The sequence below is a fragment of the Micromonospora sp. WMMC415 genome (assembly GCF_009707425.1).
Classification (GTDB): Bacteria; Actinomycetota; Actinomycetes; order Mycobacteriales; family Micromonosporaceae; genus Micromonospora.
Genome location: NZ_CP046104.1, coordinates 2,534,077 through 2,557,469 on the forward strand (window position 1 = coordinate 2,534,077; position 23,393 = coordinate 2,557,469).

Here is a 23,393-nt window from a genome sequence, read left to right on the forward strand (position 1 = left end):
TCGGTGGTCCGCGCGGCGCGGTGCCCGACGCGGCGGCCGGGTGTCGTCAGCCGGCGGTGCCGACCGGGGCGGCCCGGCGGGCCTCCAGGGCCTGCTGGTAGAGCCGGCCGGCGCGGTACGACGAGCGCACCAGCGGGCCGCTCATCACCCCGGCGAAGCCGATCTCCTCGGCCTCCTCGCGCAGCTCGACGAACTCCTCCGGCTTGACCCACCGCTCCACCGGGTGGTGGCGGGGGGAGGGGCGCAGGTACTGCGTGATGGTGATCAGCTCGCAGCCGGCCTCGTGCAGGTCGCGCAGCGCCTGGGAGACCTCGGCGCGCTCCTCGCCCATGCCGAGGATGAGGTTGCTCTTGGTGACCAGGCCGTCGGCGCGGGCCTGCCGGATCACGTCGAGGGAACGCTCGTAGCGGAACGCGGGCCGGATCCGCTTGAAGATCCGCGGCACGGTCTCGACGTTGTGGGCGAGCACCTCCGGCCGCGACCCGAACACCTCGGCGAGCTGCGCGGGGACGGCGTTGAAGTCGGGGATCAGCAGCTCGACGCCGCAGCCGGGCTGGAGGGCGTGGATCTGCCGGACGGTCTCGGCGTAGAGCCAGGCCCCGCCGTCGGGCAGGTCGTCCCGGGCGACGCCGGTGATGGTGGCGTACCGCAGGCCCATCGAGACCACCGACTCGGCGACCCGGCGCGGCTCGTCGGCGTCGAACTCGGCCGGCTTCCCGGTGTCGATCTGGCAGAAGTCGCAGCGGCGGGTGCACTGGTCACCGCCGATGAGGAAGGTGGCCTCCCGGTCCTCCCAGCACTCGTAGATGTTGGGACAGCCGGCCTCCTGGCAGACGGTGTGCAGCCCCTCGCGCGAGACGAGCCCGCGCAGCTGGGTGTACTCCGGGCCCATCTTGGCCTTGACCTTGATCCACGGTGGCTTGCGCTCGATCGGCGTCTCGGCGTTGCGCGCCTCGATCCGCAGGAGACGCCGCCCCTCGGGGGCGGGCGTCGCGGTGCGCGCTGCCTGGCCGGTCGTCGGCGCGGAGTGCTCGATCGTCACAGAGTCGAGCCTACGCCCGACGGCGGGTGTCGATGCACGTCGGGCGACCGCCGTCACGCCCCCACCCTTGTGACGCCGGACACCACCGCACAAAAATCCCCGTCACATCCATCCCGCCGGGGTGCTAGCGTGCGCCGCAGAGCTGTGACGGAGCCGAGTAGCGCCCCGCCCCGCCAGTTGAAGAGAGCCGCCGGTTGCTGCGAGGCGGTCTGGCAGCGGGCCGCGAAGACCCTCCCGAGCTGCGGGAAGAACGGTAAGGAAGGGCCCCTTCTCAACGCCTCCGGTAGAGGAAGGGTCCCTTCCTAACACCCAGTAGACCCCGCCCGGCTGGCCCCGGTGAAAAGGCGACGAACGAGGCTCCCGCTCCGGCGGGGGCGAAGGTGTGGTGGCACCGCGAGGACCCGCTCGCCCACACCTCCCGGGATGGCGTTGCGACCAGACCGAGGAGGTACCCGCCGTGCAACGCATCCTTTCCACCCAGCTTTCCGCCCATGTCGGCGAACCTGTTCGGGTCGCCGGCTGGGTTCACCGCCGCCGGCTGCTCAAGTCGGTGGCCTTCCTGATCCTCCGGGACGCGGCCGGGCTCGCCCAGGTCGTGGTCACCGAGCCCGAGGCCCGCGCGGCCGTCGAGGCCCTTACCGAGGAGACCGTCGTCGAGGTGGTCGCCACGGTGGTCGCCAACCCGGCGGCGCCCGCCGGGGTCGAGCTCACCGCGCCGACGGTACGCCCGCTCGGCCCGCCCGCCGTGCCGCCGCCGTTCGACCTGTATCGGCCGGCGCTCACCGCGGGCCTCCCCACCCAACTGGACCACGCGCCCGTCGCGCTGCGGCATCCGGTGCGCTCGGCCGCGCTGCGCGTCTCGGCGGCGGCGGTCGCCGGCTTCCGGGCCGCCCTCGACGCCCGTGGGTTCGTGGAGATCCATACCCCGAAGGTGGTGGCTTCCTCCACCGAGAGCGGCGCGAACGTGTTCGCCCTGGACTGGTTCGGCCGGCCCGCGTACCTGGCGCAGTCGCCGCAGTTCTACAAGCAGCTCATGGTGGGCGTCTTCGAGCGGGTGTACGAGGTCGGGCCGGTGTTCCGGGCCGAGCCGCACGACACCGCCCGGCACCTGGCGCAGTACACGTCCCTCGACGCCGAACTGGGTTTCGTCACCGACCACCGGGACGTGATGGCGGTGCTGCGGGACACCCTGGCCGGGATGCTCGACGCGGTCGGCGACCGGGCCGGTGCCGCGCTCGCCACGCTCGGCGTGACCGCGCCGGAGGTGCCGGCCGGGATCCCCGCGGTGCACTTCACCGAGGCGCTGAAGATCGCCGGTGCCCCGGCGGACGAGCCCGACCTCGCCCCGGCACACGAGCGTGCGCTGGGGGAGTGGGCACGGCGGGAGCACGGCTCGGATTTCCTCTTCGTCACCGGCTACCCGATGGCGAAGCGGCCCTTCTACACCCATCCGGACCCGGCGCGGCCGGCGTACTCGAACGGGTTCGACCTGCTCTTTCGGGGCGTGGAACTGGTCACCGGCGGGCAGCGGCTGCACCGGCACGCCGACTACCTGGCGGCGCTCGCGTCGCGTGGCGAGCCGGTCGAGCCGTACGCCGGCTACGTGGACGCGTTCCGGCACGGGATGCCGCCGCACGGCGGCTTCGCGATCGGCCTGGAGCGCTTCGTGGCCCGGCTGACCGGCGCGGGCAACGTCCGGGAGGTGACCGCCTTCCCACGCGACCTGCACCGCCTCACGCCGTAACCTCCCCGACGGGTGCCGGTTGATCAAGAGGTTTACGGATGAACCATCACCGCGACGCAGACCTCTTGATCGACTCGGCGGGCGGCGCGGCGGGTTCGCGGCGGTCATTCCCGGGGGTTCTCCCGGAGCGGTCGGACGGCGGCGGGGACCGGCGCGCGGCCCGGCCGCAGGTAGCGGATGGTGAAGCTGCCGGTGTAGCCGAACAGGGGCCCGAACCGGCGGTTCGTCACCGCCACCTCGATGCGGAACCGCCCGGCCCGGTCGTCGTACCACTCGCGCAGGTGGACCTCCCCGGTCACGGTGGCCGGGCAGCGCAGCCCGCCGCGCGCGCGGTAGGTGCCGCTGCGGATCGTGAGGGCGCCGGCGGCGTCGACGGCGGGGTGCAGGTCGACCGCCAGGTGCTGGTGGGTCCCGAGGTAGTCGACCAGCACGGCCCGCCGTTCGCTCCACACCATGGTGGCGTCGAAGCGCCGCCGGCGGTCCGGTGCGACCTGGAAGGTCCGGACGAAGGTCAGCGTCGGGCGGCCGTAGGAGTCGGTGTAGGCGTAGTTCTCGATGGTGAAGGGGATGTCGACGCCGGTCTCCGGGAACAGGATGTGCCGCAGGGTGCCGAGGTGCAGGAACGGCAGGGTGAAGGCGGCACCCCGCCAGACGCGGTCCATCACCCCGGTGCCCACGCAGCCCAGGTGGGTGTCGCCGTCGACGTCGAAGCGGCGCCGCAACTCGGGGTGGAGCCGGTCGAAGTCGGCACCCAGGGCGGTACGGAAGACGGCGGTCACAGCTTCTCCACCTCCTCGGGTGCCCGGGCGGCGAGGCGGTCCGGTGGTCGGCGTCGACAGCGGCGGGCCGCGGGGGTGTGCGGACGCGGCGGTACGGCCAGCGCGGCCACCGTGCTGCCGAGGACGGTGAGGGCCACCGTGGCGGCCGGGAGGCCGGAGCCGGCGGCGAACGCTCCGGCGGCCAGCACCCCGAGGAGCCGTACGGCGATCTCCCGGGCGGCGTTGCGCCGGGCGCGCTCCGGGGTGACGCCGTGCTCCAGCCAGAGCCGTAGCCGGTCGAACGACCAGGCGGTGGCCCACCCGAACACCGGGCGGAAGCCGAGGTCGGCGGCGCGCCCCAGGGGTCCCCAGCGTGGTGTGTAGGTGTAGCCGGTGAGGAACCGCACCCCGTCCGGACCCGGCAGGTAGCGCCAGTAGCCGGCACCGGCCGCGATCAACGAGCGTGGGTCGTCGGAGCCGAACAGCAGCGCGGAGGTGCGACTGCCGTCCGGCCGGTTCCGCTCGCCGGCGTGCACACCCCAGCCGGCGATCGTGACGCCGGGGGCCACCCGCGTGGCGTACCGGAACCGGGCGGGCGGGCCACCCGGCAGCGGGTCGATCCGGCCGAAGCGGACGTCCCACCGGCGATGTTGGACGGGGTCCTGCGTCATCCGCCACACCTCGGTGACGGGTGCGCCGATGACTGTCTCGACGTAGACGGGTCGCATACCGCCCCTCACTCTTGAGCAAGTGCTCAAGAGTGAGGGTAGAGCGATTTGAGCAATCGCTCAAGAGGGTCTTCCGCTCAGTCCGGGGTGCCGAGCCGGTGCCGCAGCCCGGCCAGGACGACGTCGAGTCCGCCCCGGAACTCGTCGTCGGGACCGATGGCGCGGGCCGTGCCGGCGGTGTCCGCCAGGTACGGGAAGTCGTCGCGCGGCAGCCGGGCCAGCGCGGCGGTGCCGGCGCCGGAGAGCGGGCCGAGGTGGTCACTGCTGAGGGCGCCGACGAGGTAGCTGATCAGGGTCCGGAAGGCCACGACGCGGTCGGCGCCGGTGAGGCCGGCGCCGGCCAGGATCCGCAGCAGCACTTCGCCGCAGCGCATGACCTGGACGTTGGTGTGCCGGTGGCTGAGGAACAGCGGGACCACCGCCGGGTGGGCGCGCACGGCGTCCCGGACGCGGCCGAGCACGTCGGCGACCTGGTCGGTCCACTCGGCGCTTTGGGTCACGGTGAGATCGAGGGAGGCCAGCACCCGGTCGACGACCAGGGCCTCCACCTCGCGGCGGTCGGCGACGTACCGGTAGAGCGACATGGTCCCGACGCCCAGTTCGGCCGCGACGGTGCGCATCGAGAGCTGGTCGAGGCCCGCGCGGTCGATGACGGCGAGCGCCGCGGTGGCGATGCGGTCGTGGTCCAGGGATCGGGGTCGCGGCATGGCCTTGACAGAGTACGCCATACGCCTAACCATGTTAGGGGTACGGCGTACGCAAACGGGGAGGGTGCTGTGACGCGACGATTCACGCCCGGGCGACGGATACCGGCGACAACCCTGACGGCGGTGGCCGGAGGCGAGATCCGCCTGCCCGATCCGGACGGGCTGCTGCACCTTCAGTTCCGCCGCTTCGCCGGGTGCCCGATCTGCAACCTGCACCTGCGGTCGGTGGTCCGCCGGCACGACGAGATCACCGCCGCCGGCGTCCGTGAGGTGGTCTTCTTCCATTCGCCGGCGGACGAGCTGCTCCCGTACGCCGAGGAACTGCCGTTCCCGCTCGTCGCCGATCCCGAGCGCCGGTTCTACCGCGAGTTCGGGGTGGAGGCCGGCCCACGGTCCCTGCTCGACCCCCGCGCGTGGCGGGCGATCCTGCTGGGTGTCGTCCTCGACGTGGTGGCGGTGCTGCGCCGCCGGCAGCGGCCGCCCCGCCTGCGGCAGCCGGCCGGCCGGTTGGGCCTGCCGGCCGACCTCCTCGTCGCCGCCGATGGCCGGGTGCTCGCCGCGCGGTACGGCGCGCACGCCGACGACCAGTGGTCGGTGGACGAGCTGCTCGCCGCCGTCCGGGACCACCGGAGCGAGCCCGCCGGTGCCGACACCTGACCGGGATCAGGCGAGCAGGGTCGGCAGGCGGCGCTCGACCACCGGGAGGACGTCCGTCACGGTGACCGGGCGGCCCAGCTCGGCGGTCAGCGAGGTGACACCGGCGTCGCGGATGCCGCAGGGCACGATCCGGTCGAAGTGCGCCAGGTCGCAGTCACAGTTGATCGAGAAACCGTGCAGGGTGACGCCGCGGGCGACCCGGATGCCGATGGCGGCGACCTTGCGGGCGGGGCCGCGGTCGTCCTCGGGGACCCACACGCCGCTGCGCCCCTCGACCCGGCCGGCGGTCAGCCCGAACTCGGCGCACACGTCGATCAGCATCTGTTCGGTGCGCCGCACGTACGCGACCACGTCGACCGGGTCGGGCAGGCGCAGGATGGGGTAGCCGACCAGTTGACCCGGGCCGTGCCAGGTGATCTTGCCGCCACGGTCGACGTCGATGACCGGGGTGCCGTCCATCGGCCGGTCCCACGGCTCGGTGCGCTTGCCGGCGGTGTAGACGCTGTGGTGCTCCAGCAGCAGCACGGTGTCGCCGCGCTCGCCGGCCACCACGGACTCGTGCAGCCGGCGCTGCTCCTCCCAGGCTGCCTCGTAGTCGAGGACGCCGGCGCGGACGGCCGTGAGGCCGGAGGTCGTCGTGGTCACGGCCCCAGCGTAGTCCCGTACCCGCCGGTCACCCCCGCACGTGAGCCGGCTCACCGGGTCGGTCGGTCCTGCGGGATCCGCCAGACCCACACGTCCTGGACGCGTTCCGGCTCGCCGAACAGCGCGGTCGCGGCACGGCGTACCGCCTCCTGGTTGACCGCCCACTTCGCGCCGTGCACCCGGTCGGGGAGCACCACCGCCTCGATCCGCCAGTGCCGGAGGTCGGCCCGAACCTCCCTGATCGTGCCCTCGGTGACGATGGGCACCGCGCCGAACCGGGCGGCCTGGTCCATCAGCGTGCTCAGCAGCCGGGGCGGCGGGCCGATCCGGCCCCGCCCGTCCGGCCCGCCCGGACCGAGGAAGAACCCGGACGGGATGGCGAACTCGCCCTGCCGGTGGGAGAGGGCGTACGCCTGCCAGCGTTGCCCGTCCGGGTAGACGTCGAGGGCCAGCGGCACCGGCGTGAGCACCCCGCCGGGCGACACGTACTCCCGCCACGTGCCGGAGGTGAAGAACCGGGGGACCGGTTCCCGCTCGATCGTCAGCAGCGGGACGGGCAGCAGCGGCACCAGGGCCACCGTGAACGCGGCCAGCCACGCCGCCCGGGCCGGTCGCGACCGCGGCGGGTCGGCGCGCAGGGCGTCGACCGCGTACGCGAGCAGCACGCCGATCACCGGCGCCACCACCAGCGCCAGGCGGGCCGGCAGCGCGGCGTTCACCACGGGGAGGTGGCCCACCAGGTCGAAGGGCATCGGCAGGTCGGTGCGCCGGCCGTCGACCTTGGCCACCGGGCCGAACGACAGCACCGTGAAGACGACCGCCACCGCGCCGAGCGCCCAGAGGGTGGCCCGCTGCGGCGCCCGGGCCCGGCGCCACAGCAGCACCACGGCGGCGACGGTCAGGAGCAGCAGGGGGAGCCCGAAGAACGAGTTCTCCTCGGTCGGGTTCGGCGCGAGGCCGGTCCGCAGCCCGGCCTCGCCGGCGAGCGAACGGCTGGGGTACGCCGTGTACGAGGCGATGTCCTCGGAGTGGATCACCGCGTCGAAGCCGGTGCCGTGGAACCGTTGCGGGCCGGCGAAGTGCAGCCACAGCGGGTACGCCAGCAGCACGGCGGCCACCAGCGCCGTCACTCCGAGACCGCCGAGGAAGCCGGGCAGCGCCGCCCGGGCCTCGGCGCGGCCCTGCGGGTGCAGCGCCCGGACGCCGACGAAGAGGCCGAGGGCGAGCGCGGTGAAGAAGAGGCCCTCGGCCGCGATGGAGAACGCCACCGCGACCAGCACGCCGAGGATCACCCCGTTGCGGATCCGGTGTTCGGGGCGGCGCAGCGCGAAGGTCCGCCAGACCAGCAGCGGCACCAGCCAGCCGGCGGTCCAGTTCAGGTGGGCGTTGGCGTGCGAGACCATGCCGGGGGCGAAGCCGATGAACAGCCCGCCGAGGCCGGCGGCCAGCGGGCCGCGGCCGAACTGCCGGTTGAGCAGCCAGTACCAGGCCAGCGCCGTGGCGGTGAGGTTCAGCGTGAGGATCACCAGGAAGGTCGCCGGCGGTCCGATCAGGTACGTCAGCGGTGCGAAGACGGCCGCGTACACGGTGATCGAGGTGTTGACCGCGAGGTTGACCCCGTCCGGGACGTTGATCAGGTAGGTGAAGAGCGGGTTCTGCCCGTGCGTGAGGGCGTGCCCGCCGAAGGCCAGCAGCCACTCGAACAGCGCCTGGTCGCTGGAGTTGACCGTGATCGCCCGCCCGTTCGGGTCGCGCCACAGGCCACTGGTCACCCACCCGGCCAGGGCGAGCGCGGCGAGGGCGACAGCCAGGTCGGCCCGGCGGTCACGGACGGCCCGGACCGGTGGGACGGGGGCGGGAGCCAGGGACGGGGAGGTCGGCACGCAGCGGACGTTACCAACCGGACCCGGACACGCCGGACAGACCTGCAAGGAAGGGCCCCTTGTTAACGCGTCACGTTGTATAAGGGGCCCCTCCAATCACCCACCGCGTACGCACACACGTCCACAGTGGTGAATGTGTGAAGGCGAGCCATGTCATCACTTCGACACATTGGCGTAACGTCGCGGCAATTCGCGGGTGACCCACTTCACACCCCCCGTCAGGAGGCTCCCCGTGCGCCGCAACCCCTCCCTCCTCGCCCGGCTGGCCGGCGCGGCCGCCGGCCTCGTCCTGGCCGCCACGGCGGCCGTCGCCGTCGCCACCCCCGCCCAGGCCGCCAGCCTCCAGCAGGTGACCGGCTTCGGCTCCAACCCCGGCAACCTCGCCATGTACGCGTACCGGCCGGACAACCTGCCGGCCGGCGCGCCCGCCGTCGTGCTGCTGCACGGCTGCACCCAGAACGCGACCGGCTACTTCGGCAACACCGGCTGGCAGAAGTACGCCGACCAGTGGAAGTTCACCGTCATCGTGGCGCAGCAGTCCAGCGCGAACCAGCAGCTCAGCTGCTTCAACTGGTTCGTGGAGAACGACATCCGGCGCGGCTTCGGCGAGGCGCTGTCGATCAAGCAGATGGTCGACCACGCCAAGGCCACCTACGGCACCGACCCCGGCCGGGTCTTCGTCAGCGGCCTCTCCGCCGGGGGGGCGATGAGCGCGGTCATGCTCGCCACGTACCCGGACGTGTTCCGCGCCGGCTCGGTCATCGCCGGCCTGCCCTACCGCTGCTCGCCGCCGGCCTCGACCAGCACCTGCCAGTACAGCGGCGTCGACAAGACCCCGGCCGCCTGGGGTGACCTGGTCCGCGCCGCGTACCCGGGTTACTCCGGGCCGTACCCCCGGGTGTCGATCTGGCACGGCACCTCGGACTACACGGTGGTGCCGGCCAACGCCACCGAGCTGCGGGACCAGTGGACCAACGTCCGGGGGGTGTCGCAGACCCCGACCAGCACCGCGTCGCTGCCCGCCAACACCAGCCTCGAGGTGTACGGCAACAACGACGTCCGGGTCTACCGTGTCTCCGGCATGGGCCACGGCACCCCGGTCGACCCCGGTACGGCGCCGGACCAGTGCGGCACCGCCGCCGCGTACATCCTGGACACCATCTGCTCGACCTACCACGACGCCGTCTTCTTCGGCCTCAACGGCGGCGGGCCCAACCCGACCCCGACGCCGACGGCGTCCCCGTCGCCCACCCCGACGCCGACGACCAGCCCGACCTGCGTCACCGCGTCCAACTACGCGCACGTCACGGCCGGTCGTGCCTACCAGTCCGGCGGGTACGCCTACGCCAACGGCTCGAACCAGCGGATGGGCCTCTACAACACCTTCTACACGACGACGCTGAAGCAGACCGGCCCCAACTACTGGGTGATCGGCTGCTGACGGCTCCGTGGTTAAAAAGGGCCCCTTGTACAACGCGAGGCGTTAACAAGGGGCCCTTCCTTACTCCACCAGGGCGGCGTGCAGGGCGCTGCGCAGGTCCGGGTGGCGGTACGTGAAGCCGGCCTTCGTCAGCACGCCGGGCAGGACCCGAGCGCTGGTCAGCGCCTCCTGCGCGAACCCGCCCAGGGCCACCTTCAGCGCCAGCGCCGGGATCGGGATGATCGCCGGCCGGTGCAACTGCCGGGCCAGCTCGCGGGTGAACTCGGCGTTGGTCACCGGCGCCGGCCCGACCGCGTTGACCGGCCCGGCCAGGTCGGCCCGCGCGATCGTGAACGCGGCCGCGTTCAGCCAGTCCTCCATCGAGATCCACGGCAGCCACTGCCGGCCGCTGCCCAGCCGGCCCGCGATGCCGAGCCGGAACGGCAGCAGCTGCGGCTTGAGCAGCCCGCCGTCGCGGTGCAGCGGCAGCCCGGTCCGCAGCCGCACCACGCGTACGCCGGCGTCCTCCGCCGGCCGGGTCGCGGCCTCCCACACCCGGCAGACATCGGCGAGGAACCCCTCGCCGGCCGGTGAGTCCTCCTCGACCGTGCGGTCGCCGGTGTTGCCGTACCAGCCGACCGCCGAGGAGTTGACCAGCACCTCCGGCCGGTCCGCGGCGGGCAGCCCGGCGATGGTGATCGCCAGCGTGGTGGTGGTGTCCACCCGGCTGGACCGGATGATCCGCCGGTACTCGTCGTTCCACCGCCGGTCGCCGACACCCGCGCCGGCCAGGTTGACCACCGCGTCGGCCGCCGCCATCACCGCCGGGTCGAGCTGGGCCGCGGACGGGTTCCACTGCCGCTCGTCGGGGGTGCGCGGCGGCCGGCGGACCAGCCGGGTCACCTCGTGGCCGTCGGCGGTGAGCAGGTCGGCCAGCCGGGTGCCGAGGAAGCCGGACGCGCCGGCCATCAGGATCCGCATGCTCATATCTTCGGATACGGGTGACGATCCGGATGCGTTGAGCGGATCACACCCCCGATTCGGTCGGTGTGTGTCGGAGATCCGCCAGGAGGCGTTCGACCTCGGCTACCGCGTCCGCCGGCAGCGGCCCGAGGGCGAGCGCGCCGAAGTTCTCCTCGGCCTGGGTGACGGTCCGGCAACCCGGGATCGGGACCGTCCGGGGGCTGCGGGCGAGCAGCCAGCCCAACGCGCCCTGCGCCAGGGTGCGACCGTCTGCGGTGAGCGCCGCCCGGATCTGCGCGACGCGCTCCGCCCACCGGGGTGACGGCCGCCCGTCGGTGAACCAGACCAGCCACTCCGGCGCCCGCCCGCGTACGTCGTCGGCGCCGACCGCTCGGGTCGAGCCGGTGAGCAGTCCCATCGCCAGCGGACCCCGGTTGACGCTGGCCAGGTCGTACCTGTCGCAGACCGCGAGCATCGCCGCGTTGTCCAGCAGCACCGACTGGTCGTGCTGGATCGCCGCGCAGTGCGGGGCGGCCGCCGCGAACGCCGCCGCCGACTCCGGGTGGTCCGTGCTCCAGCCGTACGCCCGGATCTTGCCCTGGGTGACCAGGCCCTCCAGGGTGTCGACCAGGTCGAGCGCGGCGGACGCCGGCAGGTCGTTGAGGTGGAGCTGGTAGAGGTCGACGTGGTCGGTGCCGAGCCGGCGCAGTGACTCCTCCAGGCTCGCCACGGCGTAGCCGGGGCTGTGGTCGCTGCCGGTCCACCGGCGGGTCGCCCCGTCGGAGCGGTTGCCGAACTTGGTGGCGATCACCGCCCGGTCGCGGCGGCCGGCGAGCGCCCGGCCGAGGATCCGCTCGCTGTGCCCGGCGCCGTAGTTGCTGGCGGTGTCGAAGAGGGTCGCCCCGAGGTCGAGGGCGGCGTGGACGGTGCGCACCGACTCGTCGTCGTCGACCTCGCCCCAGCCGAAGGGCTGCCCGTCGTCTCCCCACAGTGGCCCGCCGATCGCCCAGCAACCCATGCCGATCGCGCCGACCTCGATCCCGCTGCGGCCCAGTGTCCGTGTCGTCGTCATGCCGCCAAGCCTTCAACCTGGAGTGCGCTCCAGGTCAAGCGCTAGGCTGCCGGCATGTCCGGGTACGCGCCCTCCGAGGCGGCTCGCCGCAGCGGCTTCAGTCTCGACACCCTGCGGTACTACGAGAAGATCGGCCTGCTCAGCGGCATCGGCCGCACCTCCGGTGGGCGGCGCGTCTTCACCGACGACGACCTGGGCTGGTTGACGCTGTTCCGCTGCCTGCGGGACACCGGCATGCCGATCGCGGAGATGTGCCGGTACGCCGAACTCGCCCGGGAGGGCGAGCACACCGCCGGCGAGCGGCAGGCTCTGCTGGAGCGGCACGCGGAGCGGGTCGAGGAGCAGATGCGCCTGCTCCAGCGCCAGTACGACCACCTGCGCGAGAAGACCCGCTTCTACGAGCGAATCACGGCGTCGGGTTCAGGAACTGACTGAGCGCCACCGCTTGACAACGTCGTCGACGTCGGAAACGAGCTGACGCCACGAGTCGAGCTCAGCGACCGGGCCGGTGGGATCGAGGCGCTCCAGCAACTGCCGCCGATGTTGGTTGAACCGCTTGGCCACGGTGTCCCGACGTCGGCCGGTCACGTCAGCCGCCGCGAGGAGGCATTCGCGGAGGATGTCCTTCGGGTCGTGCTTCGACTCCACCTCGTGCTGCCTCGGCAGGCTGAGTCGCGTCCGGCCACGTGGATTGCCGGCGACCTGCCGGATGGCCGCTTCGTCCAACAGAAGCCATGCCTCGGTCATCCGCACAGGGATCACGGGAACCAACTCAGCGGTGGCCTCCAGCGGTCGTACCGCTGACTCGATCTCGCGTTGCCGGCTCAGCCGTCCCGCGTTGTCGGCGTCCCGATGCACGACGATGAGGTCTACGGGCCTGCCTTCGAGCTTCAGGGCAGCTTTGACGCGGGACCCCACGTCCTTGGCGACCTTCGGAAGCCGAGAGAAGTCGGGCAGTGTCAGGCTCACCGAAATGCCGCGTCCGAGGAATAGCCACTCGACGTGTCTCGACAGCGGCTCGTCGGACGTGCCCTCGGCGATGAACAAACCAGAGTAGAAGTGGCCGCTCATGTCGTCAGGTCCGACGGAAGACGAAGGCGGGCCTCGGGCGGCTCGGCGAGATAGGGCACGACATCCGCGTGGGAGAACGTCTGCACTCCCGGCCTGGCGCGCCAGGAGCCGCGGAAGGGAAGAAGAGCGAGGGCGCGGACCGCCCCACCATCAGGCATGGGACGCAGTCTCGTGTCGGCGAGCAGCAGATCCTCCGGATCGCAGAGCTGCACCACCCCCGGGGAGTGAGTGTTGATGATGACCTGCCGGAATGGGTTGTCGTCGCCTGGTGGGTGGTCGCGATCGACGGCCAGGTCTCGGACGAGCTGCACCATTGCGGGAAGGTTTGCGGGGTGGATCCCGTTCTCCGGTTCCTCCATGCAGATCAGGCCGGTGAACGTCGAGTCTTCCAGCAGCACGCAGAGCGCGAGGAAGCGCAGCGTTCCCTCGGACAGCGCCCGGGCAGGAAGTCGTAGGCCTCCCTTCTCCCGAAGGAAGAGAGTGAAAAGCTCTCGCGCCTCGTCGTACTCCACCTCCAGGTCCTCGACGGCTATTCCAGAAAGGTCCGAAAGCCGTCCGGCCACCGCCGCGTAGACCCGGTCAGGCTCGGCCGACCACTCGGGTGCGTGCGCAACCCGGTAGAGCGTGCTGGGGAGGTATCGGCCGTCTGGAGCCAGCGATTCTGGGCCGACTGTGCCGTCCGGCGCGCGCAGTGCAGAGGGCTCCAGTGCCAGGCGCCGCCAGCTTCTCATTTCGTTCCTGGCAGCTAAGACGGTCGGATTATCGGCGGTTATCGTGGCACTGAGCACTGTCCGGGCGGCGCGGCCCGGGTAGCGCGTCTTCTCCACCGGCTGCCCACTCTCATGGGCACTGATGAAAATGCCCTGCATGCCTCGACGGTCAGTGGAAAGGAACACCTGGTTACCGCCGCGATCGGGGATCACGGCATCGAGAAAACCGGGGCTGGCTGGGAACTTTGTTCGAGTACGCGGGTCGCTGATCTCGCGAAGGTCCTCATCAAGCAGGTAGAGGCGTCCTCCAGTGTGGTCGGTCCGGCTCGGCCCGTAGCCGAGGGTGATTTCATAGCGAAGAGCGGTCGCTGCGACACGTGCCCGGGCGCCCAGCTCGTCCTCCACCTCGGCCGGAACGATCATTTCAGCGGCGATCTTGATCCGGTGCTCGCGCTGGCGGTACCCGTCCCAGAACAGGTCACGAGGATCACCGCCGGCAGCCCCTGCCGTTGTGCGGACCCGCTGTGCTGCCTGAGCCAGGGAGTCCGTGGCGAGGTAGGACAGGAACTCGATCACGTCGAAGACGTTCGACTTGCCCATACCGTTCGCGCCGGCAATGCAGGTGAATGGGCCGAACTCAATGTCAACATCGAGCAGGTTCTTGAATCCCTGCACCTGCAGCCGCGTGAGCATGAGCTGAGCTTAGTCGGGGACCTACGCCACCTCGTGTGCCGGCGCGGCGGTGGCGCGTACGGACCTGAGGATCGAGACGATCCGGTCCGCGTCGTCCTCGGTGAAGATCGACTCTGGCCCGTGCGGGGCGATCTCGGTGAACGGCGACTCGTAGAGCCGGTCGATCTCCATGGCACCGTTTTGGGTCAGGTGGCCGATGATCATGTTGATGAAATGGATCTGGTTCTTGCTCAGAGTGCGCCCGATGAGGAACTCGTTGAAGGCCTCCGCGGCGGCTTCCCGGTCCAGGCCAACCAGTGAGCGGATGAACAGGCCGAGCCCGTCCGCCGATCGCCGGGCCCGCTCGATGTCCTCGGCGGCGCCGGCGCCGCTCTCGGCCAGCATCCGCTCCAGCTCGGCCAGGTCGCTCGGGGAGAGCTGCCGGTTGCGTCGCAGCTTCTGCAACGCCACGTGATCCTCGTGGGATCGCAGATAGGCGCGGGCCTTGATCCGGAACCGCTCGAAGTCCGTCCCGACTCGCGCCTGCGGGATGGGGACCTCGGTGAGCTCGCCGAGCTGGTCCTCGAAGTCGGTGTAGACGATGGTGCGCTTGCTCCGCTCGATCAGCCTGACCAACGACCGGACCCGGCGGCGCAGCAGCTCCAGCATTGGCAGGGTGACGTCCTGCCACCACTCGTCACCGGCGACCTCGTCCAGCAGTTCCTGCTGCGCGCGGATCGCCGGGATGCTGGTCTGCTCCAGCAGGGCCGACGCGATCTCCTGCACCTGCTTGCGCAGCCGCTCGTACGCTGGTTCCACGTCGAAGTGGCCGAGCTGAAGGCGCAGCATCATCAGGTCGAAGCGCTTGGCGTTCTCGTCCTCGTCCTTGACCGAGGACGGCAGCCCGGCGAGGTTGCTCCCGATCTCCTCGACCGCTTCCGGCGTCAGCCGATGCCAGTTGGCGAAGTCGACGTAGTACTCCACCACGCGCCGTTTCGGGCGCGCGACGAAGTTCTCCATGTTGATGCCGGTGACCCGCTCGTGCAGGTGGTGAGCGACGTCCGAGCGCAGTCCGGCCTCGCTTTTGGTGCCATCGGAATCGGGCTCGCCACCCTGCGGAAGGCGCTGATCGAGCCGGTAGAGCAGTTCGAGCCGGGCCTTGAAGAGCCGTTCCGTGAGGGACTCGCCCAGCGACCCTTCGCTGACCGGCACGTCCTGGCTGAAGAACTCGAAGTTCTGGCAGCAGTCGAAGACGTAGAAGTTCTTCTTGTCCTGCCCGGGGCCGTACAGGTCCGGGCAGAGCCGGGTGCCCCGGCCGATCATCTGCCAGAACTTCGACTTTGACCGGACGATCTTGAAGAAGACCAGGTTGACGACCTCGGGCACGTCGATGCCGGTGTCGAGCATGTCCACCGAGATGGCGATGTGCGGCGCCTTGTCCTTGACCGAGAAGTCGTCGATCAGGCTCTGGGCGTACTCGACCTGGTGAGTGATGACCTTCGCGAACTGGCCCTTCAGGTGCGGGTAGTTGGCGTCGAACCGCTCCCGGATGAAGGTCGCGTGATCGTTGTTCTTCGCGAAGATGATCGTCTTGCCGAGCCGGTCGCCGCCGGCGACCTTGTGCCCGTGGGTCATCAGGGTCTTCAGCACCTTGTCGACGGTGTCGGCGTTGAAAAGCCACTTGTTGACCGCGTCCGGGTCGACGCCGTCCGGCGGGCCGTCCTCTCCCCAGTCCAAGGCGTCCCAGCGGTCCTTGTCCTCCTCGCTGAGGTCGTCGTAGCGGATGCCGTCCCGCTGGAACTTGAGCGGCACCGACACCGCCAGCGGCGGCACCAGGTAGCCCTCCTCGACGGCCTCGTCGAGGTCGTAGTGGTCGGTGGGCACCCCGTCTTCGAGGTGGAAGAGGCTGTAGGTATTGCGGTCGATCTCGTTGCGGGGCGTGGCGGTGAGCCCGAGCAGCAGCGAGTCGAACCAGGAGAAGATCGCACGGTACTTCTGGTACACCGACCGGTGCGCCTCGTCGACGATGACCAGGTCGAAGTAGCCCGGTCCGAAGCGCCGCACGCCACTCACGGTCTCGTTGATCAGGCCCATCATGGTCGGGTACGTGGACACGCACACGCGGCCGTCGGTGTTCTTCTCGGTGACCAAATTGACCGTGGCCACCTCGGGCAGGTGCGCCTTGAAGGCGTTGACCGCCTGGTTGACCAGCGCGTTCCGGTCGGCGAGGAAGAGCACCCGCTTGACCCAGTTAGCCCGCATAAGCTGCTCGACCAGGGCGATGACGGTACGTGTCTTGCCCGCCCCGGTCGCCATGACGAGGAGCGCCTGCCGCTGCCGGTTCAGCTCGAACGCCTCGCCGACCGCCAGGATCGCTCGCTTCTGGTAGTGCCGCTCGACGATGCGCTCGTTGATGTCGCACCCGATGAGCGACCGGCGGCTCTCCCGCCGCTGTACGAGCAGTTGCAGCTCGGCCTTCGTGTAGAAGCCCTGGACCGGGCGGGGCGGGTATGCGGTGTCGTCCCAGAGCCAGTGCTCGTAGCCGTTGGTGTAGAAGATGACCGGGCGCTGCCCGTACGCCTGCTGCAGGCAGTCGGCGTAGAGCTTGGCCTGCTGCTCGCCCACAGTCGCGTCCCGGCGGGTCCGCTTGGCCTCGACCACGGCGAGCGGCTTGCCGTCGTCACCCCACAGCACGTAGTCGACGGCGCCCTTACCGGTGCCGTTGGGCATGCCGCTGACCGGGAACTCCCGGTCCCGCGGCTGGTCGAGGGCCCACCCGGCCTCCTTGAGCAGCACGTCGACGAAGAGGTCGCGGGTCTGCGCCTCGTCGTAGTCGTGGTCGTCGGGCCGAGCCTCGTTCGCGGCCTTCGCGGCGGCGATCTGGGCGCGCAGCTTCGCCAGCTCGGCGTCCAGGCTGGCGTTCTTCTCTCGCTCGGCGGCGAGCGCAGCATCGTGGGCGGCGAGTTTATCGGCGAGGGCCTTCAGGTCGGCCTGACTCGTCTGCTGTGGGCCGCCGCCGTGCGACGGCCGGGGGATGAGCGTCTCGTCGAAGGCGAGCGCGCTCGGCGGCACCTGTGACTGGTCACGGGTGTAGTGGCGGGCAACCCAGTACAGGACGTGGAACAACTCCCGTACCACCGGAAGCGAGTCGGTCGACCTGACCGGGGCGTTCTTGTGCACCGCCCAGTTGCCCTGCTTGCGAATGATGTCCATCTTGGCGTTCAGCGCCGGCCCGACCAGGTGCCGCAGCGTCGGCTCGTGGATCATCCCCGCCAGGTCCTTCTTGTAGGGCGGGGCGAGGGTGCCGTCGACCTGGAAGAGCCAGGTCAGGGTGTGCTCCAGAGCTCGGCGGGCATAGAAGCACGCCGTACGCGGATCGAGGACGGTGTTCCGCTCAGCCTTGGCGGCCTCGCGGAACAGCTCAGGCCACTCGGCCCGCAGAAACGCGAAGTTACTCATCGAGCGCCAACCCCCACAGTCGACAGCAGCCCTCGATCGTCTCACATCACAGCAATCCCCGGAAGGCCCGATCCTGCAACGACGCGAACAATGCGTCGAGTTCCGCCAGGCTCGCCCGGTGTGCCGCCTTAAGCAGTTCCACCTTCGCAACACGATGAGCGAACGAATGCTGGAGAGTCAGCGGAGGTATGCCGGTGGTGATCGAAAGCACCTTGTCCTGCGAAATGTTCTTCATGGACCCACTGGTGCCGGTCGCTCGCCGACTGATCTCGCGTCTGAACGACGGCTGTTGGAAGAGTTGACGCACGTAGAGTGGAGCCGACCTAACTGGTTCATGCCAGACGAAACGCCAAAGCTTGTCGGGCAGCAGCAAGTTGTGGGGTGGATCGGTCACCATGGCGGTCGCGCCGACGAGCGCCTCCGTGTTCGCCCGGCTGAACAGTAGGTCGCCGTCCCGCACAACGTGCGATTGGGGCGGAATGTAGCCGGAAGGGACTGCCTTACTTTCCGTCGCTATAAACGTCAGCGACGTTACGGCGCTAACCTTGAGAACGCGGAATTGTGCCCTTGGATCGTCTTCGTCTTCCGCCACGAGGTTCTTGCCGCTCTCGAAGCGAGCCACGAAGTCCCGGACTGACCCTGTAGGCCACCGGCGCTCGTTTTCGACGGGATCACCGAACATGTCGAGGAAGATGGACTGGGTGAGGTCGTCGAGCGTATTGAGGGCTTCGCGGCGCTTGGCGCGCAGCTCGTCCGCCCGATCCAGTACCTCCGCAACCCTCCGCTGCTCCGCCAACGACGGGAGCGGTACCGCCAGCCGCAACAGCGTGTCCCGTCCGACTGTCGCCTGGTTGACCCACTGGCGACACATGGCCTTGAAGATCCCACCGTCGAATTGCAGATGTAGCCAACGGGCAAGGTAGGCGGGTAGGAGTGTCGAACGATCGACCCGGAGTCGAAGAAAGTGATTGCTGAAAACGGTCGGCTCGTCGGTTGCATAGATCAGCGCTGTCTTGCCCACCATGTCCGGGCTGTTGGTCGCGTTGAAAAGGACATCGCCCTCACGTAGCAAGAAGCCAGCTATCCCGGGCCGCTGGGCAGGGACCAAGCGACGCTTCGACAGGTCGAGACGGCCATCCCTGGTGATGTTGTTCATCCGAATCTGGAAGATGCCGTCTTCTGCTTCCTCCCCGCAGGCGAAACCCGGCTTGGCCTCAAGGAGAAGATCTCCCAGGCGCTTCGTGGGGACAGTCATCGTTCGAGCATCGCCTTCAGGTCGGTCATGCCCTGCTGAATCTCGGACTCCAGGCATTCCAGGTCGGTCAGAATTTCTAGCGGCGATCGGTGCTCGGCCTCTCCGTGGACAATCTCCTTGTAACGGTTGAGGCTGAGGTCGTATCCCTGCTCGACGATGTCGGCCTTGGCTACGCAAAAGCTCTGCTCGGTCCGCGCCCGCTGCAATTCGGTCCCATTACGACGGGACCAGCGCGCCAGAGCATCCGGCAGGTTGTTTTGGGCGTGCTCGTCCTCGATGAGCGCCACCGTCGGCACGGGGCCCAGCTTCTCGGTGGGCAGCAACGGCATCCGTCTGTCGTCGAGGCTCCAGCCGTCGGCGGTCACCTCGTAGAACCAGACGTTGTCGGTGCCGCCGCTGTCAGTCTTGGTGAACAACAGGATCGCCGTGGACACGCCCGAGTACGGCTTGAACGTACCGCTGGGCAGTTTCACCACTCCGTCGAGCTTCTGCTCCTCGACCAGGATTCGGCGCAACTCCTTGTGTGCCTTCGTGGAGCCAAACAGCACGCCGTCGGGCACCACGACCGCCGCCCGACCGCCGGGCTTGAGCAGGCGCAGGAACAGCGCGAGGAACAGCAGTTCGGTCTTCTTGGTCTTGACGACCCGCTGGAGGTCCTTCGAGGTGCTCTCGTAGTCGAGGCTGCCGGCGAAGGGCGGGTTGGCGAGGATCAGCGAGTACTTCTCCGACTCCCCGCTGACGTTCTCAGCGAGCGAGTCGCGGTAGCGGATGTCCGGGTTCTCGACGCCGTGCAGCAGCATGTTCATGCTGCCGATGCGCAGCATCGTCCCGTCGAAGTCGAAGCCGTGGAACATGCTCTCGTGGAAGTGCTTCCGCTGCGCCGCGTCGTGCATCGCCTCGGGGTGGTTGCGGCGGACGTACTCGCCGGCCTCGACCAGGAAGCCCGCGGTGCCGCAGGCCGGGTCGCAGATCTCGTCCTTGGGCGTCGGCTTGGTCATCTCGACCATGAGCTGGATGATGTGCCGCGAGGTGCGGAACTGTCCGTTGTGGCCGGCCGTGGCGATCTTGCTCAGCATGTACTCGTAGAGGTCGCCCTTAGTGTCCCGATCCTCCATCGGGATGTTGTCGAGCATGTCGACGACCCGGGACAGCAGCGCCGGGTTGGGGATGGTGAACCGGGCGTCCTTCATATGGTGCGAGTACGTCGACCCGTCGCCGCCGAGCGTCCGTAGGAACGGGAAGACCCGCTCGCCCACGGTCTCGAACATCTCGCTCGGCGCGGCGCTCTTGAACCGCGACCACCGCAGGTCGTCGTACTTGCGCCCCTGGCCGTCGGCACCTTCGGGAAAGATCCGCCGCTCCATCGGCTTGCCGGTGCGAGCGGCCTTCCGTTCTTCGAGGGTGTGCAGGTCGTCCAGGCGCTTGATGAAGAGCAGGTACGTGATCTGCTCGATCACTTCCAGCGGGTTGGAGATTCCACCCGACCAGAAGGCGTCCCAGATGCGGTCGATCCTGCTCTTCAGCTCACCAGTGATCACGTAGCTTCGGTCCCCACGCCGTCGGCCATGTCGAGTTGACCTTCGCAGGGTAGTCCGGTGACGGGGACCTCCGGCATGGGGTGTTGGGGCGACTCGCCAGGCGACCTGCGGACGATTGCCCAGCCGAGGAAGCGGTCGAAGAGCTGCGTCGGGTCGGGGCCGTCGTGCGGGTCGAGCGGGTGGAGTTGCCCGGCCGCGTCGTGCAGCAGCCCGCCCAGGTAGACCAGCAGCGCCACCCGGTCGTGTGCGTACTCCCGTAGCAACGTCAGCCGGGCCGGCCCGCACGGCCAGGGCGCCGCGCAGGCCCGGCACAGCCACAGTGGACGCAACGGCGTGTGCGGGCGGGCGGTCACCAGCGTCCGCCGTTGGCCCGCCAGGTCTGCGCGGGCGTCAGCCGGCCGACCCGCCCGACCTGCGGGTTCGCCCGCGTCGGCTCGTCGCGCCAGCGGGTGTTGCGGGGCGGCGTCGGCGGCTCGGTCGGGGTGGTCGCGTGCCGGTCGGGGCAGGCGGTCCAGCGCAGGCCGCACGAGCACCAGCGCCGCAACCCCCGCCAGGTCCGCCGGTGCCGAGGCCCGAGCGGCACCGGCGGGTCGCGCCGCCGCCACCTCCCGAGGAGTACGCGGACAGCCGCGCCGCCCTGCGCCATGCGCAGTGAGTTGGGCGGCCGGGGGAGGGGTGAACGCACGTCGTCTCCTCTCCGGTCAGCGGCGCCGGGACGGGCGGGGGCAGCCGTCATGGCGGTTCGGGTCCGCGCCTGACGGCTGGAGCCCGGCACCCGCCCCGGGCCTGCTGGTGCTGCCCGACGAGCGGTGTCGGGCGGGGGCGTGGCACCCGACCGACCTCCGGGGGAATGGCGGCCGGCCGGGCGCGTTTTCACGGAACGACCAGCCCCGGTTGCAGACCAGGGAGCCAGCCATGGGCAAACTTATACTTAGTACTGCTCATAGGTCAACCACTGACTACTGCTTACTTGTCGATAGAAGGGAAGCGTGATCAAATGGCGGTGCAGACCAGGGAGTCACCATGCCCGCCAAACCGAAGTGGGCGCAGCTTGCGGACCTCATCCGCGAGCAGATCGCGTCCGGAGAACTCGCACCCGGCGACAAGCTGCCGTCGACCTCTCAACTGTGCCTACAGCACGGAGTGTCAGCCGGCGTCGTCAACCACGCCATGATCGTGCTCAAGACCGAGGGACTCGTCGAGGGCGTGCACGGTCTCGGCGTCTTCGTTGCCGAGCGCCCCGACGCCTGAGGGGGTCTCCTCGATCAAGTGTCGTCTCCGGTCTCAGGACCTCGGGGGCACTCCGCCAACCCGCTCGTGACACAGCTGCGGATGCGGTTCGACGGCATCCCCCAGTGCGATACGACCAGGGCGTTCGACTGTGGCCCACACGCCGAAGGTCATGTCGTGGTGATCGGCGACGGTTCTCAGGAGATGCCCGTGCTCCGGGGCGTCCTCCTGGGCGAGGTCGATCATGACGCATCGAGTAAGCCGCTGGCGTGGTCTCAAGACGACCTCGGAACCGATGCGAACGGTCCTCCCGAGCCATCCGTCTTCCGGGAAGTCGCTTCCCGGCACATCCACGAGCAGGTTGGCGCGGAACCGCAACGGCTCGACCGGCTCCCCCAGGAGATCATGCAGTCGTCGCAGGGCGGCGGTGCTGATCAGGCTTACCGGTCCCTCGTCATGGTGCATGACCTCAGCCTGACGCTCGATCGTGACGCGACGGGCGAGCACCTTGCTGACCGCCTCATGCCCTGCTGCCGCATCGGCGGCGAAGCGGCGTCCGTCGGGCAACTCGACGAGCGGCACCGGATCACCGAAATGCCCGCGGAGCGTGAACAGCCCCGGCATCCGTCGGAAGCGACGGGTGTTCTTCCCGCTGCCCAGCTTCCCGTCTGCGTCTCGCACGGCCCACGAACGGTCACCAACCAATCCCCGCTGGTCGACGTCGACGGCGGCGAGCTGCTCGCCGAGTAGCGACTTGATCGGATACCGGCGGATCTCGGCTAGCTCCATCGGCGTCACTGTAGATGGCCGGACGGAGCAGGGTCATCCAGCCGCCCGTGGGTGAGCGGGCCGAGGGTGTCGCGGCGTACCCGTAACGAAGCGACCGGCCGCGAGATCTTGGAGAATTTCGGCCCCTTCGGGGGCCGTTTCCTTCCAAGATCTGGCGACGTTGAGCGCGGTCAGGCCGGCAGCTTGGTCAGTTCGGCCAGGTGGCGTAGGGCTCGTGCGGTGGCTGCGTCGGTGGCGGGCAGCAGTGGCGGGCGGACCGCCGGCGTCGGGATGCGGCCCCGGGCGTGCAGCACCGCCTTGATCACGGACGGGTTGGGTTCGGCGAAGAGGGCGGCCGAGAGAGTGGCGAGCCGGTGGCCGAGCGGCCGGGCCCGCGCGACGTCCCCCGCCCGCCACGCCTCGACCAGCGCGGCGTAGTCGGCGGTGGCGACGTTCGCCGAGGCGACGATGCCGCCGTGCCCGCCGAGGGCGAGGAGCGCCGAGACGTACGCGTCCTCGCCGCTGAGCACGGCGCAGCCCGGCGGTACGTCGGCGAGGAAGGCGATGGTGTCCGCGTCGATGCCGCCGACCGCGTGCTTGATACCCACCACCCCGGGCAGCGTGGTCAGTCGGCGCAGCGCCCCGGCGGAGAGCTGCTGCCCGGTGCGGTACGGGACGTGGTAGACGACCAGCGGCACCGGGGAGGCCTCGGCCAGCCGGGCGAAGTGCGCGACCACCGCCTCCTCGCCGGGCCGGAGGAACGGCGGCACCAGGCAGAGCGCCGCCGTGACCTCGGGCCGTCCGGCCAGGGCGTGCAGCGCGTCGACCGTGCTGGCGCCGACCAGAAGCCCGGCCTGGTGCTCCCGGCAGAGCTCGGCGACGGCGTCGACCACCCGACGCTGCTCGCCGTCGTCGAGTGCGTGCGGTTCCCCGGTGGTGCCCAGCGCGACCAGGCCGGCAGCGCCGGACTCCAGCACGTCGTGGGCATGGGCGGTCAACGCGTCGAGGGCGACCTCGCCTCGGTCGTCGAACGGCGTGACCAGCGGTACGTACAGCCCTGTCGGTGTCATG

22 protein-coding genes are annotated in these 23,393 nt (G+C 70.2%); 5 read left to right on the plus strand and 17 right to left on the minus strand.

Annotated elements, in window-relative coordinates; all coding sequences use genetic code 11:
- Positions 1–46: 46 nt before the first annotated feature.
- Positions 47–1,099 carry a lipoyl synthase gene (lipA, locus tag GKC29_RS12305; RefSeq protein ID WP_155330951.1) on the minus strand — a complete coding sequence of 351 codons (1,053 nt, stop codon included), beginning with the start codon at positions 1,097–1,099 and terminating at the stop codon, positions 47–49.
- 400 nt (positions 1,100–1,499) lie between these two features.
- Here lipA and aspS point away from each other — a divergent pair, with 400 nt between their 5' ends.
- Positions 1,500–2,786 (plus strand): aspartate--tRNA(Asn) ligase, encoded by a 1,287-nt coding sequence (aspS, locus tag GKC29_RS12310; RefSeq protein WP_155330952.1) that lies wholly within the window; start codon positions 1,500–1,502, stop codon positions 2,784–2,786.
- Positions 2,787–2,890: 104 nt separating this feature from the next.
- On the opposite strand, the gene GKC29_RS12315 is transcribed toward aspS, so the two are convergent.
- The 3 genes from GKC29_RS12315 to GKC29_RS12325 all read right to left on the minus strand — a co-directional run bounded on the left by GKC29_RS12315 (position 2,891) and on the right by GKC29_RS12325 (position 5,000).
- The gene (locus GKC29_RS12315; RefSeq protein WP_155330953.1) at positions 2,891–3,565 is read right to left on the minus strand and encodes a DUF4166 domain-containing protein; all 675 of its coding nucleotides are present in this window, start codon (positions 3,563–3,565) and stop codon (positions 2,891–2,893) included.
- Positions 3,562–4,215: a hypothetical protein gene (locus tag GKC29_RS12320; RefSeq protein ID WP_230689008.1), complete on the minus strand. Its 654-nt coding sequence runs from the start codon at positions 4,213–4,215 to the stop codon at positions 3,562–3,564. Before GKC29_RS12320 ends, GKC29_RS12315 begins: the two co-directional genes overlap by 4 nt.
- A gap of 134 nt (positions 4,216–4,349) precedes the next feature.
- A complete protein-coding gene (locus GKC29_RS12325) occupies positions 4,350–5,000 on the minus strand; it encodes a TetR/AcrR family transcriptional regulator (protein ID WP_230689009.1) in 651 nt (216 codons plus the stop codon).
- A gap of 48 nt (positions 5,001–5,048) precedes the next feature.
- On the opposite strand from GKC29_RS12325, the gene GKC29_RS12330 reads away from it, so the two are divergent.
- A complete protein-coding gene (locus tag GKC29_RS12330; RefSeq protein ID WP_370463336.1) occupies positions 5,049–5,636 on the plus strand; it encodes a peroxiredoxin-like family protein in 588 nt (195 codons plus the stop codon).
- A gap of 6 nt (positions 5,637–5,642) precedes the next feature.
- Here GKC29_RS12330 and lipB read toward each other — a convergent pair whose 3' ends face one another.
- On the minus strand, positions 5,643–6,281 hold the full coding sequence (gene lipB / locus GKC29_RS12335; RefSeq protein WP_155330955.1) for a lipoyl(octanoyl) transferase LipB: 639 nt from the start codon (positions 6,279–6,281) through the stop codon (positions 5,643–5,645).
- Between the two features lie 50 nt (positions 6,282–6,331).
- A complete protein-coding gene (locus GKC29_RS12340) occupies positions 6,332–8,164 on the minus strand; it encodes a DUF2079 domain-containing protein (RefSeq protein WP_155330956.1) in 1,833 nt (610 codons plus the stop codon).
- A gap of 232 nt (positions 8,165–8,396) precedes the next feature.
- Here GKC29_RS12340 and GKC29_RS12345 point away from each other — a divergent pair, with 232 nt between their 5' ends.
- Positions 8,397–9,605, plus strand: coding sequence for a PHB depolymerase family esterase (locus GKC29_RS12345; RefSeq protein WP_155330957.1), 1,209 nt, complete (start codon positions 8,397–8,399; stop codon positions 9,603–9,605).
- A 60-nt stretch (positions 9,606–9,665) separates the two neighbouring features.
- On the opposite strand, the gene GKC29_RS12350 is transcribed toward GKC29_RS12345, so the two are convergent.
- Both GKC29_RS12350 and GKC29_RS12355 read right to left on the minus strand, forming a co-directional pair.
- Positions 9,666–10,565 (minus strand): TIGR01777 family oxidoreductase, encoded by a 900-nt coding sequence (locus GKC29_RS12350; protein WP_155330958.1) that lies wholly within the window; start codon positions 10,563–10,565, stop codon positions 9,666–9,668.
- Between the two features lie 46 nt (positions 10,566–10,611).
- Positions 10,612–11,619: an aldo/keto reductase gene (locus tag GKC29_RS12355; protein ID WP_155330959.1), complete on the minus strand. Its 1,008-nt coding sequence runs from the start codon at positions 11,617–11,619 to the stop codon at positions 10,612–10,614.
- A gap of 54 nt (positions 11,620–11,673) precedes the next feature.
- Between GKC29_RS12355 and GKC29_RS12360 the strand changes: the two genes are divergently transcribed.
- On the plus strand, positions 11,674–12,054 hold the full coding sequence (locus tag GKC29_RS12360) for a MerR family transcriptional regulator (protein ID WP_155330960.1): 381 nt from the start codon (positions 11,674–11,676) through the stop codon (positions 12,052–12,054).
- Here GKC29_RS12360 and GKC29_RS12365 read toward each other — a convergent pair.
- Genes GKC29_RS12365 through GKC29_RS12395 form a run of 7 tightly spaced genes read right to left on the minus strand, consistent with a single transcriptional unit; the run spans position 12,040 to position 21,009 of the window.
- Entirely contained in the window at positions 12,040–12,690 is a 651-nt protein-coding gene (locus tag GKC29_RS12365; protein ID WP_155330961.1) for a DUF4276 family protein, read from the minus strand. The two genes, GKC29_RS12360 and GKC29_RS12365, sit on opposite strands and share 15 nt — an antisense overlap.
- Positions 12,687–14,093 (minus strand): AAA family ATPase, encoded by a 1,407-nt coding sequence (locus GKC29_RS12370; protein WP_155330962.1) that lies wholly within the window; start codon positions 14,091–14,093, stop codon positions 12,687–12,689. Before GKC29_RS12370 ends, GKC29_RS12365 begins: the two co-directional genes overlap by 4 nt.
- Positions 14,094–14,114: 21 nt before the next feature.
- Entirely contained in the window at positions 14,115–17,531 is a 3,417-nt protein-coding gene (locus GKC29_RS12375) for a DEAD/DEAH box helicase family protein (protein WP_155330963.1), read from the minus strand.
- A 46-nt stretch (positions 17,532–17,577) separates the two neighbouring features.
- Positions 17,578–18,786, minus strand: coding sequence for a restriction endonuclease subunit S (locus tag GKC29_RS12380; RefSeq protein WP_196255863.1), 1,209 nt, complete (start codon positions 18,784–18,786; stop codon positions 17,578–17,580).
- Positions 18,783–20,324 (minus strand): class I SAM-dependent DNA methyltransferase, encoded by a 1,542-nt coding sequence (locus tag GKC29_RS12385; protein WP_155330965.1) that lies wholly within the window; start codon positions 20,322–20,324, stop codon positions 18,783–18,785. Before GKC29_RS12385 ends, GKC29_RS12380 begins: the two co-directional genes overlap by 4 nt.
- Positions 20,321–20,677 carry a hypothetical protein gene (locus GKC29_RS12390; RefSeq protein WP_230689011.1) on the minus strand — a complete coding sequence of 119 codons (357 nt, stop codon included), beginning with the start codon at positions 20,675–20,677 and terminating at the stop codon, positions 20,321–20,323. The genes GKC29_RS12385 and GKC29_RS12390 overlap by 4 nt, the downstream gene beginning before the upstream one ends.
- On the minus strand, positions 20,674–21,009 hold the full coding sequence (locus tag GKC29_RS12395) for a hypothetical protein (RefSeq protein WP_155330966.1): 336 nt from the start codon (positions 21,007–21,009) through the stop codon (positions 20,674–20,676). Before GKC29_RS12395 ends, GKC29_RS12390 begins: the two co-directional genes overlap by 4 nt.
- A gap of 338 nt (positions 21,010–21,347) precedes the next feature.
- On the opposite strand from GKC29_RS12395, the gene GKC29_RS12400 reads away from it, so the two are divergent.
- Entirely contained in the window at positions 21,348–21,575 is a 228-nt protein-coding gene (locus GKC29_RS12400) for a winged helix-turn-helix domain-containing protein (RefSeq protein WP_155330967.1), read from the plus strand.
- A gap of 33 nt (positions 21,576–21,608) precedes the next feature.
- On the opposite strand, the gene GKC29_RS12405 is transcribed toward GKC29_RS12400, so the two are convergent.
- A complete protein-coding gene (locus GKC29_RS12405; protein WP_155330968.1) occupies positions 21,609–22,343 on the minus strand; it encodes an MOSC domain-containing protein in 735 nt (244 codons plus the stop codon).
- A 170-nt stretch (positions 22,344–22,513) separates the two neighbouring features.
- Positions 22,514–23,392 (minus strand): dihydrodipicolinate synthase family protein, encoded by an 879-nt coding sequence (locus GKC29_RS12410; protein WP_155330969.1) that lies wholly within the window; start codon positions 23,390–23,392, stop codon positions 22,514–22,516.
- Position 23,393: the final 1 nt, after the last annotated feature.

Coding starts and splice junctions, on each gene's coding strand:
- GKC29_RS12320 (WP_230689008.1), bottom strand. CDS start 4,215: ATGACGCAGGACCCCGTCCAACATCGCCGGTGGGACGTCCGCTTCGGC.
- GKC29_RS12325 (WP_230689009.1), bottom strand. CDS start 5,000: ATGGCGTACTCTGTCAAGGCCATGCCGCGACCCCGATCCCTGGACCAC.
- GKC29_RS12350 (WP_155330958.1), bottom strand. CDS start 10,565: ATGCGGATCCTGATGGCCGGCGCGTCCGGCTTCCTCGGCACCCGGCTG.
- GKC29_RS12355 (WP_155330959.1), bottom strand. CDS start 11,619: ATGACGACGACACGGACACTGGGCCGCAGCGGGATCGAGGTCGGCGCG.
- GKC29_RS12360 (WP_155330960.1), top strand. CDS start 11,674: ATGTCCGGGTACGCGCCCTCCGAGGCGGCTCGCCGCAGCGGCTTCAGT.
- GKC29_RS12365 (WP_155330961.1), bottom strand. CDS start 12,690: ATGAGCGGCCACTTCTACTCTGGTTTGTTCATCGCCGAGGGCACGTCC.
- GKC29_RS12370 (WP_155330962.1), bottom strand. CDS start 14,093: ATGCTCACGCGGCTGCAGGTGCAGGGATTCAAGAACCTGCTCGATGTT.
- GKC29_RS12375 (WP_155330963.1), bottom strand. CDS start 17,531: ATGAGTAACTTCGCGTTTCTGCGGGCCGAGTGGCCTGAGCTGTTCCGC.
- GKC29_RS12380 (WP_196255863.1), bottom strand. CDS start 18,786: ATGACTGTCCCCACGAAGCGCCTGGGAGATCTTCTCCTTGAGGCCAAG.
- GKC29_RS12400 (WP_155330967.1), top strand. CDS start 21,348: ATGCCCGCCAAACCGAAGTGGGCGCAGCTTGCGGACCTCATCCGCGAG.
- GKC29_RS12405 (WP_155330968.1), bottom strand. CDS start 22,343: ATGGAGCTAGCCGAGATCCGCCGGTATCCGATCAAGTCGCTACTCGGC.
- GKC29_RS12410 (WP_155330969.1), bottom strand. CDS start 23,392: ATGACACCGACAGGGCTGTACGTACCGCTGGTCACGCCGTTCGACGAC.